Consider the following 15,866-nt stretch of genomic DNA (forward strand, 5'->3'; position numbering starts at 1 on the left):
GAAAGTGTTTAATTAAAGAGACAGGTAGTTTGTGCAAGCTCAACCGTTGCTGTTATGATCGCCCCTTATACTGATAACCTGAAGCCGCTTACCCCACTACAGCGCCTGATCCGGCTGCTGACCAACGAGAAACGGGACATCTGGTATGTGTATCTGTACGCCGTGGTAGCCGGTGCCATCAGCCTGTCGTTGCCGCTGGGTATTCAGGCCGTTTTTAACCTGGTGTCGAGCGGCATGGTCTTCAACTCCATTTATCTGCTGATTTTTCTGGTTGTTGTCGGGGTAATTGTGACGGGTACGTTATTGATTAGTCAAATGGCCCTGGTGGAGTATCTGCAACAGCGGATATTCGTCAAAGCGGCCTTTGAGTTTACCTTTCGGCTGCCCCGTATCCAGCCCGAAGCCCTGGAGCCGTACTACCCCCCCGAATTGATGAACCGCTTCTTTGACGTATTAACGTTACAGAAGGGACTTCCCAAACTGCTGATCGATATATCGGCCGCCCTTATTCAGATTCTGTTCGGGATTATTCTACTCTCGTTCTATCACCCTATTTTTATTGCGGTAGGAATCCTGACCGTGCTGATGCTCATTGGGGTCGTGCTGATTTACGGGCCCTCGGGCCTGCGTACCAGCCTGAGCGAGTCGAAGTTTAAATATAAGGTAGCAGGCTGGCTGGAAGAGATTGCCGGCAACCTGCCCGACTACCGGCAGGAGCCCGAGTCGGCGGCTATGATGGATAAAACCGATGAACTGGTTGCCAATTACCTGAAATACCGGAATGACCATTTCAGTGTGCTGAAGCGCTTTTACTACAATGCCGTCGGCTTCAAAACCATTGTAACCGGCGGACTGCTCATCCTGGGAACCGTACTGGTCGTAGACCGGCAGATGACGCTGGGACAGTTTGTGGCCGCCGAGCTGGTCATCGTCCTGATTACCAGTTCGGTTGAGAAGCTGATCATGAGTATCGACGTTGTCTTTGACCTGCTGACGGCCGTCGAAAAGCTGGGCCACGTAACGGATCTGCCTCTGGTGGAAACCGACGTCACCTATCAACCTTAATCCGGCTTTTGTAAAGAACAAGACAATGCTAAATTTATCAAGACATCGGGTCGACGAAACCATATTTGAACATTATGAGGTCAAAACCCTGCATACCCTGCCCAATTTGCGGGCAGGCCGGCGTTTGGCCAGGGTATTGGTGGCGCTGATGATCATTCTGATTATTGTGCTGTTTGTGCCCTGGCGGCAGAACGTAACCGGCGAGGGCTCCGTAACGGCACTTACTCCGCAGGACCGGCCGCAAACCATTCAGAATGCCATTGCGGGCCGGATTGAGCGGTGGGCGATTCAGGAAGGCGAATACGTTCGCAGGGGCGATACGCTGGTGGTTATCTCCGAGATCAAGGATGAATATTTCGATCCCAACTTACCTGTCCGTCTTCAGGAGCAGCGTGAAGCCAAAGTAGGTAGCCTGGAAGCTACCGAGACTAAAATAGTAGCGCTGGATGATCAGATAGGGGCGCTGCAGGCCGGCTTGAAGGTGAAACTGGAGTCGGCGCGGAATAAGGTACGCCAGTCGCAGTTTAAGGTTGTGAGTGACAGTACAGATCTGATTGCTACCCAGAACAACTATCAGATTGCCCGCGACCGGCTCGAACGTTTCGAGAAAGGGTATCAGGAAGGTTTATTCTCCCTGACCGATCTGGAATCTCGCCGGCTGAAGGTTCAGGAGGATTATGCTAAAGTGATTGCTCAGGAAAATAAGCTGAATGTGGCGAGGCAGGAGCTCATTAACGCCCGGCTTGACCTCTTCAACATTCAGGCCGACTACCAGGAGAAACTGGCTAAAGCCATGTCGGACCGCAGCTCGGCGGTATCGTACCGGGCTGAAGCTTCCGGTGAAATTTCCAAAATACGGAACAAAATATCGAGTGTTGATGTCCGTCGGGGTATGTACATTATCCGGGCTCCGCAGGATGGCTACATTGTTCGGGCCTTAAAAGCAGGTATTGGGGAGACCATTAAAGAAGGAGAGTCTATTGCTACCCTGCAGCCGGATTCACCCATGCTGGCTGTTGAGCTCTATATACGGCCAATGGATGTACCCCTGATTTCGCGAGGTCGGACGGTGCGGCTGGAGTTCGACGGCTGGCCGGCTGTGCAATTTTCGGGTTGGCCACTGGTAGCGGTTGGTACATTCGGGGGGGAAGTAGCGGTAGTGGACGCGGTTAACAGCACGAACGGTAAGTACCGTTTGCTGGTCAAGCCGAAAAATGACGATCACCCCTGGCCAAAACAGCTCCGGGCGGGCTCGGGTGTATACGGCTGGGTCATGCTGGATGATGTACCGGTCTGGTACGAAATCTGGCGGCAGTTGAATGGTTTCCCACCAAGTTTGAAATCAGAACCTTTAGCGCAGGAGGCAAAGAAATGATAAAGGCCGTCTTGTTAATGACCAATCTGTGTACGGCCGAGCCGGATACGAGTGTACTCACGGCCCGGTCGTTCTACGAGGTTGTGGCGCAGAACCACCCGCTGGTACGGCAGGCTGCTTTGTTCAACGACGAAGCCCGCCAGGAGGTACTACAGGCTCAGGGGGCGTTTGACCCGAAGCTGTTTGGCAATTATTACCGCAAAGATTTCGGCAACAAACTGTATTACGACAAATGGCTGTCGGGCTTGTCGGTGCCCGTATGGCTGGGTGGGGCCGATATTAAAGTTACCCACGAACGCAACCGGGGGTCGTTCGTCAACGCCGAAGACCGGCTGGCTACCCCCGGTATGACGGCTATAGGCCTCAATGTTCCTGTAGGGCAGGGTTTTCTGATCGACGCCCGCCGGAATGCCCTGCGACAGGCCGAACTGGCCGTTACTCTGGCCGATGCCGACCGGCTGAAACTGATCAACAAAACGCTGTTCGATGCGGCTAAAACGTATTGGGACTGGTATGTAGCGTACCAGCAGTATACCCTGATTCAGGAAGGATACCAGTTGGCCGATGTTCGATACCGGGCCGTCCGGCAGCGGGCTTTACTGGGCGATGCGGCTCCAATTGATACGACAGAGGCCCTTATTACGGCGCAGGACCGGCTGGTGCAGCGTCAGCAGGCCGAAGTAGAGTTGCAAAATGCCCGACTTCGTATGTCGGCGTTTTTGTGGAACGGCAACAACCAGGCAGTAGACCTGCCCAGCAATGTAACGCCCCAGGCAGGCGGCTTCGCCCTGGCCAATGAAGAGGTGCTGCAGTCGCTGCTGAACCGGGCCGCCGAGCAGCACCCCGACCTCACCAAACTGGACACAAAAGTCCGGCAACTGATTCTGGAAGAACGTTTCCGGCGCGAAATGCTGAAGCCGCAAATCAACCTGAACGCCAGTTTGCTGAGTGGTACGGCGCTTATTGGCGGTCCCAACGACTGGCCTACGTATTACTCGTTCCGGCCGGCTAACCACAAGATCGGCGTGGATCTGATGTTCCCTCTGTTTTTGCGGAAAGAGCGCGGAAAGCTTCGGCAGGTGCAGATTAAGGCGCAGCAGGTGAACCTGGAACGGCAGCAGACCAGCCGCTTCATCTTGAACGCCGTGCAGGGCGCCTATAACGAACTGAAAGCGCTGGAAAACCAGATTGCCGTGCAGCAGCAGGCCGTGACCAACCAGCGAATTTTGTTACGGGCTGAGCAGCAGAAATTTGAGATTGGCGAAAGCTCGCTGTTCCTGGTGAATGCCCGGGAAGCCAAACTGATCGATATGGCAGTAAAGCTGGAGCAACTCCGGGCCAAATACCAAAAGGCTATCGCCGAGTTGTACTTCACCGCCGGTACCAATACGCCGATTTGATAGCAGTTAACGCTTTTTTGTACTATGTTTGGCTGGTAACCACCCTTTAGCCAGGTATTGTATGAACGTGCGCTTCTGGATACCCGGATTGTTAGCCTGGTTGTCGGTGAGCGTGCTGCTGGGCCAAACGCCGGTCACAACCCTGAGCGGGCAGATTTCGGACGCGAAAACCGGGCTGCCGCTGCCGTTTGCTACGGTATACCTCAATAACACCTCAAAAGGTACCCTGGCCGACTCCAATGGCGTGTACCGGCTGACAAACGTACCCTTGGGCAGTCAGGAGCTGGTAGCGTCGGTGCTGGGCTACAAAACAGGCCGGCAGGCGCTTCGGCTTACCGACACCAGTCCGCGCCGGGTGAACCTGCGCCTGGAACCTACCGATCAGATGCTGGCCACGGTCACCGTAAAAGCCCGGCGCAGCAAGGAGTGGCTCCGGCAGTTCCGAATCCTGAGCCGCGAACTGCTGGGAAACCGCCCGGAGGCTCGCAAATGCCGCATCCTGAATCCGGAAGTCCTCTCCTTTAGGGAAGAGAATGGTCATCTGCTGGCTACGGCTGTCGAACCGCTCGTTATTGTCAACGAGGCTCTGGGCTACCGGCTATACTACAACTTGCTGCACTTCGACTATTACCGGTATCACCTGCTTTTTGCCGGTACCACCCGTTTTGAGGAACTGACGGCCACAAATCCCCGGCAGCCGGCTCAGTGGCAGGCCGGCCGCATGAAAGCCTATCGGGGCTCTCTTCAGCATCTGCTGGCCAACCTGCTGACGGGTACCCACGAGCAGGCCGGCTATCAGGTTTACCAGGCACCGCTGCTGGTGACTACCAGTACCCAGACCTTACCCCTGGTGAGCCGGGAGGCCCGTCAGTACATCGATTCGCAGCGCGCCCTGACCTTGTTTTCGCCGGGTGAACTGCCCTTTGAACGACGGCTAGGGTCAGAGCAACCCCTCGAAGTCTACTACAATCGGGTGTATACCAGCAATTCGCCTTACCGAGATTCGCCCTATGCCTATTCTCTCCTGATCTTACCCAAAGGGTTGGTCGGCTTAAACACCAATGGGTGTATTACGCAGGGTAATGGGCTTGATGTCAGAGGGTATTTAAGCAATGATCGGCTGGCTACGCTGCTGCCTGCCGACTGGAACCCCATTGAAGAGGAAGGGCTGACACCAGTTGCCATAACGGCGGGGCGCATACTGCGGGCCGATGCCGGCCTGGATTCCCTATCGACCCTTCGTCGCCGGCACGCCCGCCGAACACCGCCCCTGGTGTATGTGCAGACCGACAAAGCGCTCTACAGTACCGGCGATCAGCTCTGGCTGAGCGCTTACGTGCTGGATGCCGCCCGGCAGCTTCCCATTGCCGGTCGCGACGGTACCCTGCAGGTGGAACTTGTTGCTCCCTCAGGCCGGCCGGTATATCACCAGTGGCTGCCACTGACAGACGGCCGGGTGGCAACCGGTTTCCGGCTTTCAGATACTCTTCAGGCGGGTACCTACCGCCTGCGGGCGTACACGGCCCTCAACCAGCCGGCAGAAGGGCCGACCTTCGAAAAGACATTCATTCTCTTCAATACCATTCGGCCGTCGGCTCCTTCCCGGCCGATCAACCCGAAGCCATCGTTGCCGGCGACTACCGTAGCCCTGGCAGCAGATTCGCCTGACATGCAGTTTTTGCCCGAAGGCGGGCGCTGGCTTATGGAGGTACCCGGTCGGCTAGGCATTAAAGTATTGCAACCTAACGGGCGGGGCCTATCGGTCAGTGGCCGTATTGTGGATCAGCATGGTAATGAAGCGGCCCGTTTCAGGACCAATGACCTGGGCATGGGGCAGGTGGTGCTTACGCCCAGGGCAGGTCACCGGTATGCAGCTGTTCTGGATGAACCCGTCGGTCAGTCTACCCAAACGGTTCCTTTACCGGTGCCTGAAGCGGAAGGCTGGCTGCTGACGGTGGATGCCGTTTCCGACAGCAGTCAGTTAACCGTAACTATAAAGGCGACGGGTCGTTACAGCCGGTTGCCGGTGTATGTGACGCTGCAAAGCCGGGAGCAGTTGGTCTACCGCCAGAAGTGGCAGTTGACCAAAGGCGAAGCGCAGTTCGCGCTGTCTACCGTAGCCCTGCCGCCCGGTGTGTGCCGGCTGACGCTTTGGGACTCGGCCTATCAGCCCAGAGCCGAGCGGTTGGTGTTTGTGCCGGATCATACACCGAGTGTACAGATGCGGGTATCTACGGCAAAACCCCGCTTTGACCCGCAGGAGCCTATTGCCATTGGCCTTCAGTTTCGCGATGCCGAAGGGTATCCGGTCAGTGGTTTCTGGTCGGCGGCCGTGACCGATGCTGAGCAGGTGCCGGCCGACACTAACGGCTCCGATATGCGAACACACCTGTTGCTGACCAGCGGCCTGCGGGGGCATGTTGAGTCGCCGGCCTATTACATGGAACCGGACCGCTTAGGCGACCTCGACAACCTGCTGCTGACCCAGGGCTGGCGACGACTGCCCGCCCCGGAACCGGCCGACTCAAGCAGTGGATGGCTACTCAGCGGTCGGGTTCTCGACAGCCGGGGCCGTCCGCTGGCGGGTGAATCGGTCATGCTGCAATTCCAAAGTAAAGAGCTTAAGGTACTTCGTAGCCTGACTACGGGTCTGCAGGGGGATTTCAGCCTGAATGGGCTGCTGCTGCCGGATACCGTTCAGGTGCGGGCGGTAGTGCCCCGCGTCAAAAATGCGGTTGTCCGTTTCGACAGACCCGGCAACCGCTTTCCGGCCGCGCCACTCCCCCCGCCCGACTGGGAAGCCCTGGCTCCGTGGCGAGCCCTCGGCATGCTGCGGCAGGCCACCTTTCCCGCCTTGTACCGCGACTCGACGGCGCGAACGTTAGCGGAGGTGATTGTTCGGGCGGCCAAACCGGTTGACAAACGCCCCATTGAGGTAGAACGGGCCAGTCTGCACACCCAGGCCGACGGAGTACTGGTTGTAGAGGATAATGGTATCGCTATGCGAACGGCAACTATGAAAGAACTCCTCGACATGGTTCCGGGGATTAAGTCACTTAGCCGGGGGATAACCTCGGGCGATAATACTCCGCTGTATATTGTTGACGGCATTTATGCCAATTATGAAACTGTGGATTTACTGGATCCCCGTATGGTGCAGCGGATCGAAATTCTGAAAAACGCGGGCACGGCCGCTATATACGGCGTGCGGGCGGCCAATGGGATTATTGCGATTTATACGCTAAAGGGAAAGAGAACCGAAGAACTAACGGCCTCGCTGGGACCGGCCACCACCCTGATGGGTTTATCTACGCCACAGACATATTACACACCTAAATACCTGCCGGCCGGCGAAACGGCTCACGCAGACCGTCGGGATGTGTTATACTGGAAACCCCTGGGGACCATGGATGCGAATGGACTGGCTAATCTGGTCTTCCCGCTGAGTGATACGGCAAAACGACTGCGGATTGTGGTGCAGGGGTTAACGTCGGAGGGAGTGCCTCTGGTGTTCTCCTGGGAGTTGCCTGTTCGGTAACCCGTGGCCGACTTCGCCGGAGGCTCCGTTCCAGACTGTACGGGTTTGGTGTACCGCATTAAAAAAGTTAAACGTCATTAAACCTTTTGGGTGAGCGCTTGTCAAACAACTGCCCCGGATTTCGCTATCCCAAAATCCGGCAGAACATGAGCGCGATTCAACCAATAAAACCGATCTGGCTGCTGGTCTTCCTGGTGGTCGGAACATTTCTCCCGGTAACGGGAATGGCCCAGCCGGGTTATGGTCCCTACGGACAGGGCCAATACGGGCCGGGTCAGTATGGTCAGGACCCCTATGGCTACGACCAGCCGTATGGCTATGATAACCCCTCCGGTGATTTTTACAATGACCTGGCCCCCTATGGTCAGTGGATGGACCACCCGAATTATGGCCCGGTATGGGTTCCCAGAGTGGACCGGAGTTTTCAGCCGTATGCCACCAACGGGCATTGGGTGATTACCGAATACGGCAACACCTGGGTATCTGATTATGCCTGGGGCTGGGCTCCGTTTCACTACGGCCGCTGGTTTTTAGACAACTATTACGGCTGGACCTGGGTACCCGGTTACGAGTGGGGACCGGCCTGGGTTAGCTGGCGGTCGGGCGGAGGCTATTACGGCTGGGCACCGCTGGGGCCGGGCGTGAATATCAACGTCAACCTCAATATTCCGGCCCGGCATTGGGTCTTTGTGCCGCAGGTGTACATCACCAGTCCCCGGCTGTACAGCTACTGTGTACCCCGGCCGCAGGTGATTACCATCTACAACAATACCACGATCATCAACAACATATACCGGACCAATAACCGGGCGTATGTGTACGGTCCGTACCGTAACGAGATCGAGTACGTAACCCGGAGCCGCGTGCCGGTATACCGCATCGACAATATGAACCGTCCGGGTCGTACAGTCATCCGCGATGGCTATGTGGGCCTGTACCGCCCCGACATCCGGAACTACGGGAACAACGGCTACAACCGTCGGGATTCCAATTACCCCGGCTACGGCGCTACCCGGCCCAACAACCGGAGTACCTATGGCAACCGCTACCCGGATACGCCGGACCGGTATTCGCGGGGAAATGCCTACCCGGATTCCTACGGCACCAACCGGGGCCGGTCATCGGCAGACGAATCGCCGTCGACTAACCGGGATTATAATGGAACGTACAACCGGCAGAATTCGCGGGGGCACTACACTCAGCCGGAAGTAACTCAACCCTCCGACAACCGGGCCAACCCGTTTGAGGGATCGCGCAATCAGCAGCCGAATTACTCTGAGCAGTACAACCGGAATCAGGACCGCAGGACCCGTTCCGACGAGACGACGGTTAATCCGCAGACTCAGGTTGAACGACCCCGGAGCCGTTTTGAGAACTATGGCGGCTCTATGCAACCGCAGCCACGCAGCGAAAGCAACGACCGGCAGGGACTTGGCAGCGGTGGTTTTCAGGGAGGCCGGCGCGGGGCCGATGTAGCCCAGCCACAGCCTGCCCCGGAGGTACATATTCAGCGCGAACGCCCACAAGTGCGCGAGCAGCAGCCATCACCAGGCCCGTCCGGCGAGGAGACGGGTGGTGCGCGGGGCGGCCGGCGTGGCCCATTTTAACAGCTAGTACATACCTAATCAAAAAAAGCCATATTCCGGATGGAGTATGGCTTTTTTTGATTAGTGTAGCTCCGATTATCGGTTCCGGCGTTTGTGGGTAACCTTCTCCTGCCGTTGCTCGAACAGCAGCGCGACCTTGTCATTTTCCGACGGCGTAGGATAATTGAGTAGCAGGTAAGCGGCTTCCTGCGTTTTGGGCAGGTACACAAAGCCGCGCACCGATTCGCCGGCCGGCACCGTAGTCGGTTTCAGCGCGAGTTGTTTCCAGCGGTAGGCTTCGTAGTCGTAGCGCTGCATCTTGTCGGCAAAGGAGCCATGGTCGATCATCCGCTTTAGCTGAATAGCCTGATAAGCAGCATTGTGCGACGCCCGGTTGGTGGCCCACTGATCGAATGTCTGGTTTTTGCGGGAGGTAGTAGAGGCTACATCGCTGGCGATCACCGCCACCAGCAATACCGTGTTAATAATTCTGGCCCGCTTCAACCGCTTCTCTTCCCGTATCTGATTGCGGGCTACTACATCGGCTTCGTAGATGGGGTCGGCTGCCTGACGGATGTACGGCTGATAGGTATTGGGGCGGGTTAGCGTATCTTTATCGCGGTTAAGGACGTAGACCGAAAAGTCGGCGGGGTTTAGGTCAATGGCCTGCTCGGTCTTGTTCTTTACTTCGACATCCAGGACTACATAGTCCATATCCACCTTTTCGTACGAGGCCACCACCACAATGCCGTCTTTCTCCGCTTTGGTAACGGGCCGGCCTTCAATCAGGGCCACATCGCCGGAGACCGGACGAAGCTGGTAAACCGATGGCGCACAGCCGCTGAGTATACTCAGTAAGCCAGGCAGCAGGATCAGTGTCGGCAAATAACGTACCCGTTTCATAGCCAGATCTTTAGTTTATGGCGAAAATACAAAATAAGAATCTATACCGTTGAATAACGGTATAGATTCTTAAAACCAGTAAAAGGTTGCACCGGCATCGGAAAATAAGTCCGATGGTTGCTTTTCTACTTGATTCCCTCGTATACCCAAGTAAAAAGCTAGGCGTGGATTGACTCCTCCAGAAAGGAAACCGCACCACTGGTTACGTCGTACATACCCCCGTAAATTTTGATACTGCCCTCATCGACCAGCTCCGCAATAATTGGACTCTGTTTGATGATCTGATCCATGACCAGACGAACATTCAGTTCGGACACTTTATTAACAAAATCTAAATTTTGACCGTTGCGCTCGGTTTGGTTTGTGGTTTCACGTTCCATAGCCGGGACTATTTTTTGCACCAATTGGGTAAGGTGACCCAGTTCGGCATGGTCGCAGGCCCCTTTGATGGCCCCGCAGCTTGTGTGGCCCAGTACCAGGATGATTTTTGAGCCAACTACCTTGGTGCCGAACTCCATACTGCCCAGAATGTCGTCGTTAAGAATATTGCCGGCGATGCGGATGTTAAAAATATCGCCGATACCCCGGTCGAAGATCAGCTCGGCAGGGGCGCGGGAGTCCATGCAACTCAGAATGGTGGCAAAAGGATATTGTCCGGTGCTGCGGGCGTGTACCTCCTCCAGCAGGTCGCGGTTCCGGTGCAGGTTATTGCAGAAACGATCGTTGCCCCGTTTCAGCAGGTCGAGGGCGGCTTCGGGCGATAAGGCTTGTTGCGCTTCTTTGGTACCTTCGTACATAACAAAGTGAGTTTTGGTTGGGATATAAACTTAGAATCCTTACTAAAAGCTATGGCCAACAGAAATCTCGTTGTCTGATCGCAATTAGTGAAGAATACGTAGAGAATCAACCTGGCCTTTGCGGGATTGTTTAAGAGAATTGTTTCAACGAATTCAGGATCGATGTTACTGAAAGGCCAGCCAGAGGTTGCGCAACCCTAAAAATGCAGTAACGGCTACAACAAGCAGCATGGCGACGTTTTGCCGGACCGAATTGCGGTAACGCGCAGCAAGTAACTGCTTGTGGTTGACGGCCCGCAGCAGAAAGACGGTAACCAGCGGCAATAACAGGCCGTTGATCGCCTGGGCCGTAATAATGACCGGCACCGGCCGGATACCCAGCCAGCCGAACGTCAGCCCCACAGCCATAACCAGCAGCCATACCGACCGGAAGGAAGCGGAGCCGGGTGACCAGCCCAGCAGCCCCTGGGCCGTCACGGCAGCCGCCAGCGGAGCTGTCAGACAGGAGGTAAAGCCGGCGGCAAACAGCCCAAATGCAAACAAACGACCGGCCCAGCCGCCCAGCCGATCCGATAAGGTCTGGGCAATATGCCCAAACGAAAATTCCCCCGTCACCAGTGTTCCCGCGACCAGGATAGCCATTGAAATCAACCCGCCGATAAGGACTGCGAGTCCAATGCCCCACCGCATCTGGGGCAGTGATTGCCCCTGCCCGATGCCCGAAGCCAGAAAGAGGTTGTAGGGCACAATGGTGGTGCCGATAAGGCCGATGACCAGCACCAGCGAGTCGCCGGGCAGAGCCGGAACCACCAGGGCCCGGCCAAAAGCGGCCGGCGAGGGCGCGGCACTGAACGCCACATAGGCAAAGGCAATCCCCATCACAAACACAACCAGGCCCAAAAATTGCGCGATCCAGCGGGTGGAGCCTATCCACAGGAGCGCAATGCCGACCAGACCAACCGCCGGCGTGAGCCAATGGACGGGCCAGTTGGTCAGCAGGCTCAGGCCGGAGACGGCCCCCAGAATGTTGCCGGCCTGGTAGGCGGCACAGCCGAACGCAACCGCCAGAAACAAAAACCAGCCGATAGCCCGCGAACGAACCCCGTACGACAGCGCGATGATCTGGCCCAGGCTATAGCCGGAAGCCAGCGTAATGCGGGCGGCTGCCTCCTGCAACACCACCGTACTGATGGCCGAAAAGGTGAGCGCCCACAACAGTTCCAGACCGAAGCGGGAGCCGGCCAGGGCACAGGTAGTTACCGTGCCTGGGCCAATAAAAGCGGCTGAAATGACGGACCAGAATAATAAACTGCTGAAGCCGGTACGGAGGGCGAGCGTTTTTGCCATGGTAGGATAAGCGACAGGTTACGGGAATCAGGAACGGGAATGCTGCAAACTACAGAAATGATTGATTTGACCGGCAGCATCGGTATAATTTCCGGCCTGATTGTCTTTTGGTTTTATCATCTTTATGGCGTGACTTGCCAATGAAGCCCTACGTCATGTAACCCACTCAGCTAACCCATTCGTATGCGTACCGTCCCTTTTTCCGGTTTTTTATCTGCCCTGTTACTGCTAGCCTGCCGAATGGCCTTCGCCCAGCCCGATCAGCAATCGGCTATTCTGCGTAGTGAGCTGATTTATGAGCAGGCTCCGTTTCCCCAATGCCATGCCTCTACGCTGGCCCAAACCCCGCAGGGTCTAGTGGCCGCCTGGTTTGGGGGCACCCACGAACGCCATCCCGACGTCGGCATTTGGGTGAGTCAACGGCAGGGTAACCGCTGGACTACCCCCGTGGAGGTGGCAACGGGTGTGCAGGCCGACGGCAAGCGGCTGCCCTGCTGGAATCCCGTGCTGTTTCAGGTACCCAACCGCGAGTTGATCCTGTTTTACAAAGTTGGTCCCAGCCCCTCGACCTGGTGGGGGCTGCTGAAACGATCGACCGACGGCGGCAAAACCTGGTCGGACGCCGAGCGGCTGCCGGAAGGGATTCTGGGACCGATCAAGGATAAACCCGTGCTGCTGGCGAATAATACCCTGTTGTGTCCCAGCAGCTCGGAGCACGATAACTGGCGCGTTCACTTTGAGACGACCACGGATTGGGGAAAAACCTGGCAGAAGACCGAAGCCATCAACGACGGCAAGTCTTTCGGGGCCATTCAGCCGACGGTGCTGGTGCATAAAAACGGACAGTTGCAGGCGCTCTGCCGCAGTACCAACGGATATGTCGTGGAAAGCTGGTCGACCGATGGCGGCAAAACCTGGTCTCCGCTGGTCAGTACCAGTTTGCCTAACCCAAACTCGGGCTTCGATGGGGTGTCGATAAAAGACGGTCGACATCTGCTGGTATATAATCCGGTTACCATTAATCCCGGTGCACGGAGCGGACTGCGTACTCCGCTCAGCGTGGCGGTTTCGCCGGATGGGAAACAGTGGAAACAGGCGGTGGTGCTGGAAAATGAGCCCGGCGAGTACTCGTACCCGGCCATGATTCAGACGGCCGACGGGCTGGTGCATATCACCTACACCTGGAAGCGGCAGCGCATTAAATATGTCGTGCTTGATCCCAGGAAATTATAAGGGCAGACCGCTAAGCCGGAAGGTCACCCGGTTTGGTCAATTTGGTTAAAACTACCGAAAGGCATCTCGTCCGGGATGCTTTTTTCTTTATTTTGCCGCGATGAAAGCAGTTGTATTAACAGAATTTGGTGCCCCGGACATGCTGGTTGTACAGGATGTGCCGACACCCGCGATCGGGGATAATGACGTTTTGGTTCGGGTAAAAGCCGCCGGTATCAATCCCGTGGATGTAAAAACCAGGCAGGGAAAAGCATTCGCCAATCAACTGAAAGAACACCAGCCGCTGATTTTGGGCTGGGATATATCCGGAGAGGTCGTTGAGGCTGGAGCCAGTGTGACTACGTTCAAACCGGGTGATGCAGTGTTTGGGATGGTCAATTTCCCCGGCTACGGAGCCGCCTATGCCGAATACGTGGCGACACCGGCGGCTCACCTGACCCACAAACCCGCCAATATCACCCATGAAGAAGCCGCTGCGGCCACCCTGGCTGCGTTGACCGCCTGTCAGGCGTTAGTTGATAAAGCGCACCTGCAGAAGGGACAAAAAATCCTGATCCATGCGGCTGCCGGAGGGGTAGGGCACTATGCCGTGCAACTCGCGAAGCACCTGGGCGCTTATGTGATCGGTACCTCATCGGCCGCCAACCGGGACTTTGTGCTGTCGCTGGGTGCCGACGAGCACATTGATCATAACAATCAACGATTTGAAGACGTGGTGCAGGATGCCGATGTGGTGCTGGTGGCAACTCTGGCCGACAATACCAAAGACCGATCGGTAGATACCGTGAAACCGGGCGGTACACTGGTGAGCATCCTGAGCGGCTTATCAGGCGAGAGCGCCGATAAAGCTGCGGCCAAAGGCCTCCGGGTCGAAGCATTTCTGGTAGCGTCAAACGGCGAACAGATGCAGCAACTGGCGCAATTGCTGGCAGCAGGTACGATCAGGTCGGAGGTATCTATGGCGGTGCCGGTGGAGCAGATCAGCGAAGCGCACCGGCAGGTAGAAACCGGCAAAACCAGAGGGAAAGTCGTAGTGACGTTCTGACCAATGACCACCGCAGTTGTCGTATCGACCCCACCCGAGTCTCAATCATGCCTATCAGGCGCTATGGACTTAAAAGACGTTATCGACCAGATTGACCAGTTAAAAGTTCAGATCGATGCCCTCGGACCGCTTTCAAAGGACTCCCTTGAGCGACTTGAGCAGAAGGTTCGCCTTGACTGGACGTATCACTCCAATGCCATTGAGGGGAATGCACTTACCTACGGAGATACCCGTACATTGCTGCTGTGGGGTATAACGGCCAAGGGTAAGCCCCTGCGCGATCATCTGGATCTGGAAGGGCATAACGAAGCGATTAAACAGTTAGAAAAGCTTGCCAAAAAAAGGAGCTGCTGAAGGAATCGTTGATCGAAGAATTTCATAAACTAATTCTGGCAGAACCATTCGAAGATTATCGGAGCGATATATTGGTTGGTAAATACAAAGACCGCGGCAATTACTTATACAACTACCGCGGAGAGCGGATCGACTTTTGTTCTCCCTAAGAGGTACCCAGACGGTTAAACGAACTGGTCAACTGGACAAACAACGCCATTAATCCGCCTAAGCGCCGAAAACAGCAGTATGACATACATCCGCTATTAATAGCCACTCACTTTCATCTTGAGTTTGTAAACATTCATCCGTTTAATGATGGAAATGGACGGCTGGCGCGGATTCTCTCCAACCTCATACTGATGCAATGCGGCTACCCGCCGTACATCGTAAAGGTAGATCAGCGCGAACAGTATCGGCGAACCATTCTAATGGCACGGGAAGAAGGATTGGCGGTCCTGGCCTTATTTTTGGCGAATGCCTGATTGATTCGCTTAATTTATACCTGAAGGCGGCAAAAGGAGAACCCCTGGAAGATCCGGACGACCTTGATAAAGAAATTTTCTTGCTGACGCGGCAACTGGAGTCTACAGGTGAAAAGCTACTGCTGGAAGATAAATCATCAGTAGTACAAAACCTGATCCAACAGGGACTTGGTGAGTTGCTGGACCTATCCTCACAGATGCTGGCGAAGTTGAATCCCTTTTTCAAAGGAGGTTCGGCTGATATGCGGTTTGTGGCCGTAGACGATCGGGGCAGTACAGTAACCGAACAGGAAGTGCCTGACTTCGCGGCTGTTTACAAGGCAGCCAAAAGTGGAGATACGTCTGAGAACACGGATGTCTTTTTGTTCAGCACAAGCAAAGTCAAGAGACTATCGGCACTGATCGGGAAATACCATCCTGTAAAAGAGGTCTATTTTACCACAAGGCTGGGCAATTCCGATTACCTGCCGTTGACCCAGGTGTCGTTGCTGTGTCAGGAGGAACTTACATTCGCTCCCGAGCAGTATCAGTACTCGGCACGGCTGGAATGGCAGCATGATGCCGGGTCTGAACCGATTATGGAGTACACCTGGCGGCAGCCTTATACCGTCAGCCCTGACCTTCCCGCCTTTGAGAAAAAGGTAAGGGAGACCTTGAAAGAAGTCTTAAGCCAGATTAAACGTAGCCTGAAAACCAAGTAGCATCCTCACAACTGCCAGCCCCTTATAACTGCCGGGCGGGGCCACCCAGGCGGTCCCA

12 protein-coding genes and 1 pseudogene are annotated in these 15,866 nt (G+C 55.7%); 10 read left to right on the forward strand and 3 right to left on the reverse strand.

Going from position 1 to position 15,866, the window contains the following annotated elements:
- Positions 1–54: 54 nt before the first annotated feature.
- The 5 genes from ABD931_RS21855 (at position 55) to ABD931_RS21875 (ending at position 8,985) form a co-directional block, all read left to right on the forward strand.
- Positions 55–1,065: an ABC transporter transmembrane domain-containing protein gene (locus tag ABD931_RS21855; RefSeq protein ID WP_345270092.1), complete on the forward strand. Its 1,011-nt coding sequence runs from the start codon at positions 55–57 to the stop codon at positions 1,063–1,065.
- A gap of 25 nt (positions 1,066–1,090) precedes the next feature.
- Positions 1,091–2,440 (forward strand): HlyD family secretion protein, encoded by a 1,350-nt coding sequence (locus tag ABD931_RS21860; protein WP_345270093.1) that lies wholly within the window; start codon positions 1,091–1,093, stop codon positions 2,438–2,440.
- Between the two features lie 17 nt (positions 2,441–2,457).
- Entirely contained in the window at positions 2,458–3,840 is a 1,383-nt protein-coding gene (locus ABD931_RS21865; protein ID WP_345270094.1) for a TolC family protein, read from the forward strand.
- 61 nt (positions 3,841–3,901) lie between these two features.
- On the forward strand, positions 3,902–7,378 hold the full coding sequence (locus tag ABD931_RS21870) for a carboxypeptidase regulatory-like domain-containing protein (protein WP_345270095.1): 3,477 nt from the start codon (positions 3,902–3,904) through the stop codon (positions 7,376–7,378).
- Positions 7,379–7,524: 146 nt separating this feature from the next.
- Complete coding sequence (locus tag ABD931_RS21875) at positions 7,525–8,985, forward strand: DUF6600 domain-containing protein (protein WP_345270096.1); 1,461 nt, start codon at positions 7,525–7,527, stop codon at positions 8,983–8,985.
- A gap of 75 nt (positions 8,986–9,060) precedes the next feature.
- On the opposite strand, the gene ABD931_RS21880 is transcribed toward ABD931_RS21875, so the two are convergent.
- From ABD931_RS21880 to ABD931_RS21890, 3 genes are all read right to left on the reverse strand, one after another.
- Positions 9,061–9,867, reverse strand: coding sequence for a hypothetical protein (locus tag ABD931_RS21880; RefSeq protein ID WP_345270098.1), 807 nt, complete (start codon positions 9,865–9,867; stop codon positions 9,061–9,063).
- A 158-nt stretch (positions 9,868–10,025) separates the two neighbouring features.
- Entirely contained in the window at positions 10,026–10,664 is a 639-nt protein-coding gene (locus ABD931_RS21885; protein ID WP_345270099.1) for a carbonic anhydrase family protein, read from the reverse strand.
- A 165-nt stretch (positions 10,665–10,829) separates the two neighbouring features.
- Positions 10,830–12,011, reverse strand: coding sequence for an Nramp family divalent metal transporter (locus ABD931_RS21890; RefSeq protein ID WP_345270100.1), 1,182 nt, complete (start codon positions 12,009–12,011; stop codon positions 10,830–10,832).
- A 240-nt stretch (positions 12,012–12,251) separates the two neighbouring features.
- On the opposite strand from ABD931_RS21890, the gene ABD931_RS21895 reads away from it, so the two are divergent.
- The 5 genes and pseudogenes from ABD931_RS21895 to ABD931_RS21915 all read left to right on the forward strand — a co-directional run bounded on the left by ABD931_RS21895 (position 12,252) and on the right by ABD931_RS21915 (position 15,808).
- Complete coding sequence (locus ABD931_RS21895) at positions 12,252–13,244, forward strand: sialidase family protein (RefSeq protein WP_345270101.1); 993 nt, start codon at positions 12,252–12,254, stop codon at positions 13,242–13,244.
- A 100-nt stretch (positions 13,245–13,344) separates the two neighbouring features.
- Positions 13,345–14,289: an NADP-dependent oxidoreductase gene (locus tag ABD931_RS21900; RefSeq protein ID WP_345270102.1), complete on the forward strand. Its 945-nt coding sequence runs from the start codon at positions 13,345–13,347 to the stop codon at positions 14,287–14,289.
- Positions 14,290–14,352: 63 nt separating this feature from the next.
- Positions 14,353–14,643: a Fic family protein gene (locus ABD931_RS21905; RefSeq protein ID WP_345270103.1), complete on the forward strand. Its 291-nt coding sequence runs from the start codon at positions 14,353–14,355 to the stop codon at positions 14,641–14,643.
- A 164-nt stretch (positions 14,644–14,807) separates the two neighbouring features.
- Positions 14,808–15,107 (forward strand): annotated as a pseudogene (locus ABD931_RS21910) (Fic family protein); the annotation flags it as partial.
- Positions 14,990–15,808 carry a hypothetical protein gene (locus ABD931_RS21915; protein WP_345270104.1) on the forward strand — a complete coding sequence of 273 codons (819 nt, stop codon included), beginning with the start codon at positions 14,990–14,992 and terminating at the stop codon, positions 15,806–15,808. The pseudogene ABD931_RS21910 and the gene ABD931_RS21915, both read left to right, overlap by 118 nt.
- The last annotated feature ends 58 nt before the right edge of the window (positions 15,809–15,866 follow it).

The sequence above is a fragment of the Nibrella viscosa genome (assembly GCF_039541875.1).
Lineage (GTDB): Bacteria > Bacteroidota > Bacteroidia > Cytophagales > Spirosomataceae > Nibrella > Nibrella viscosa.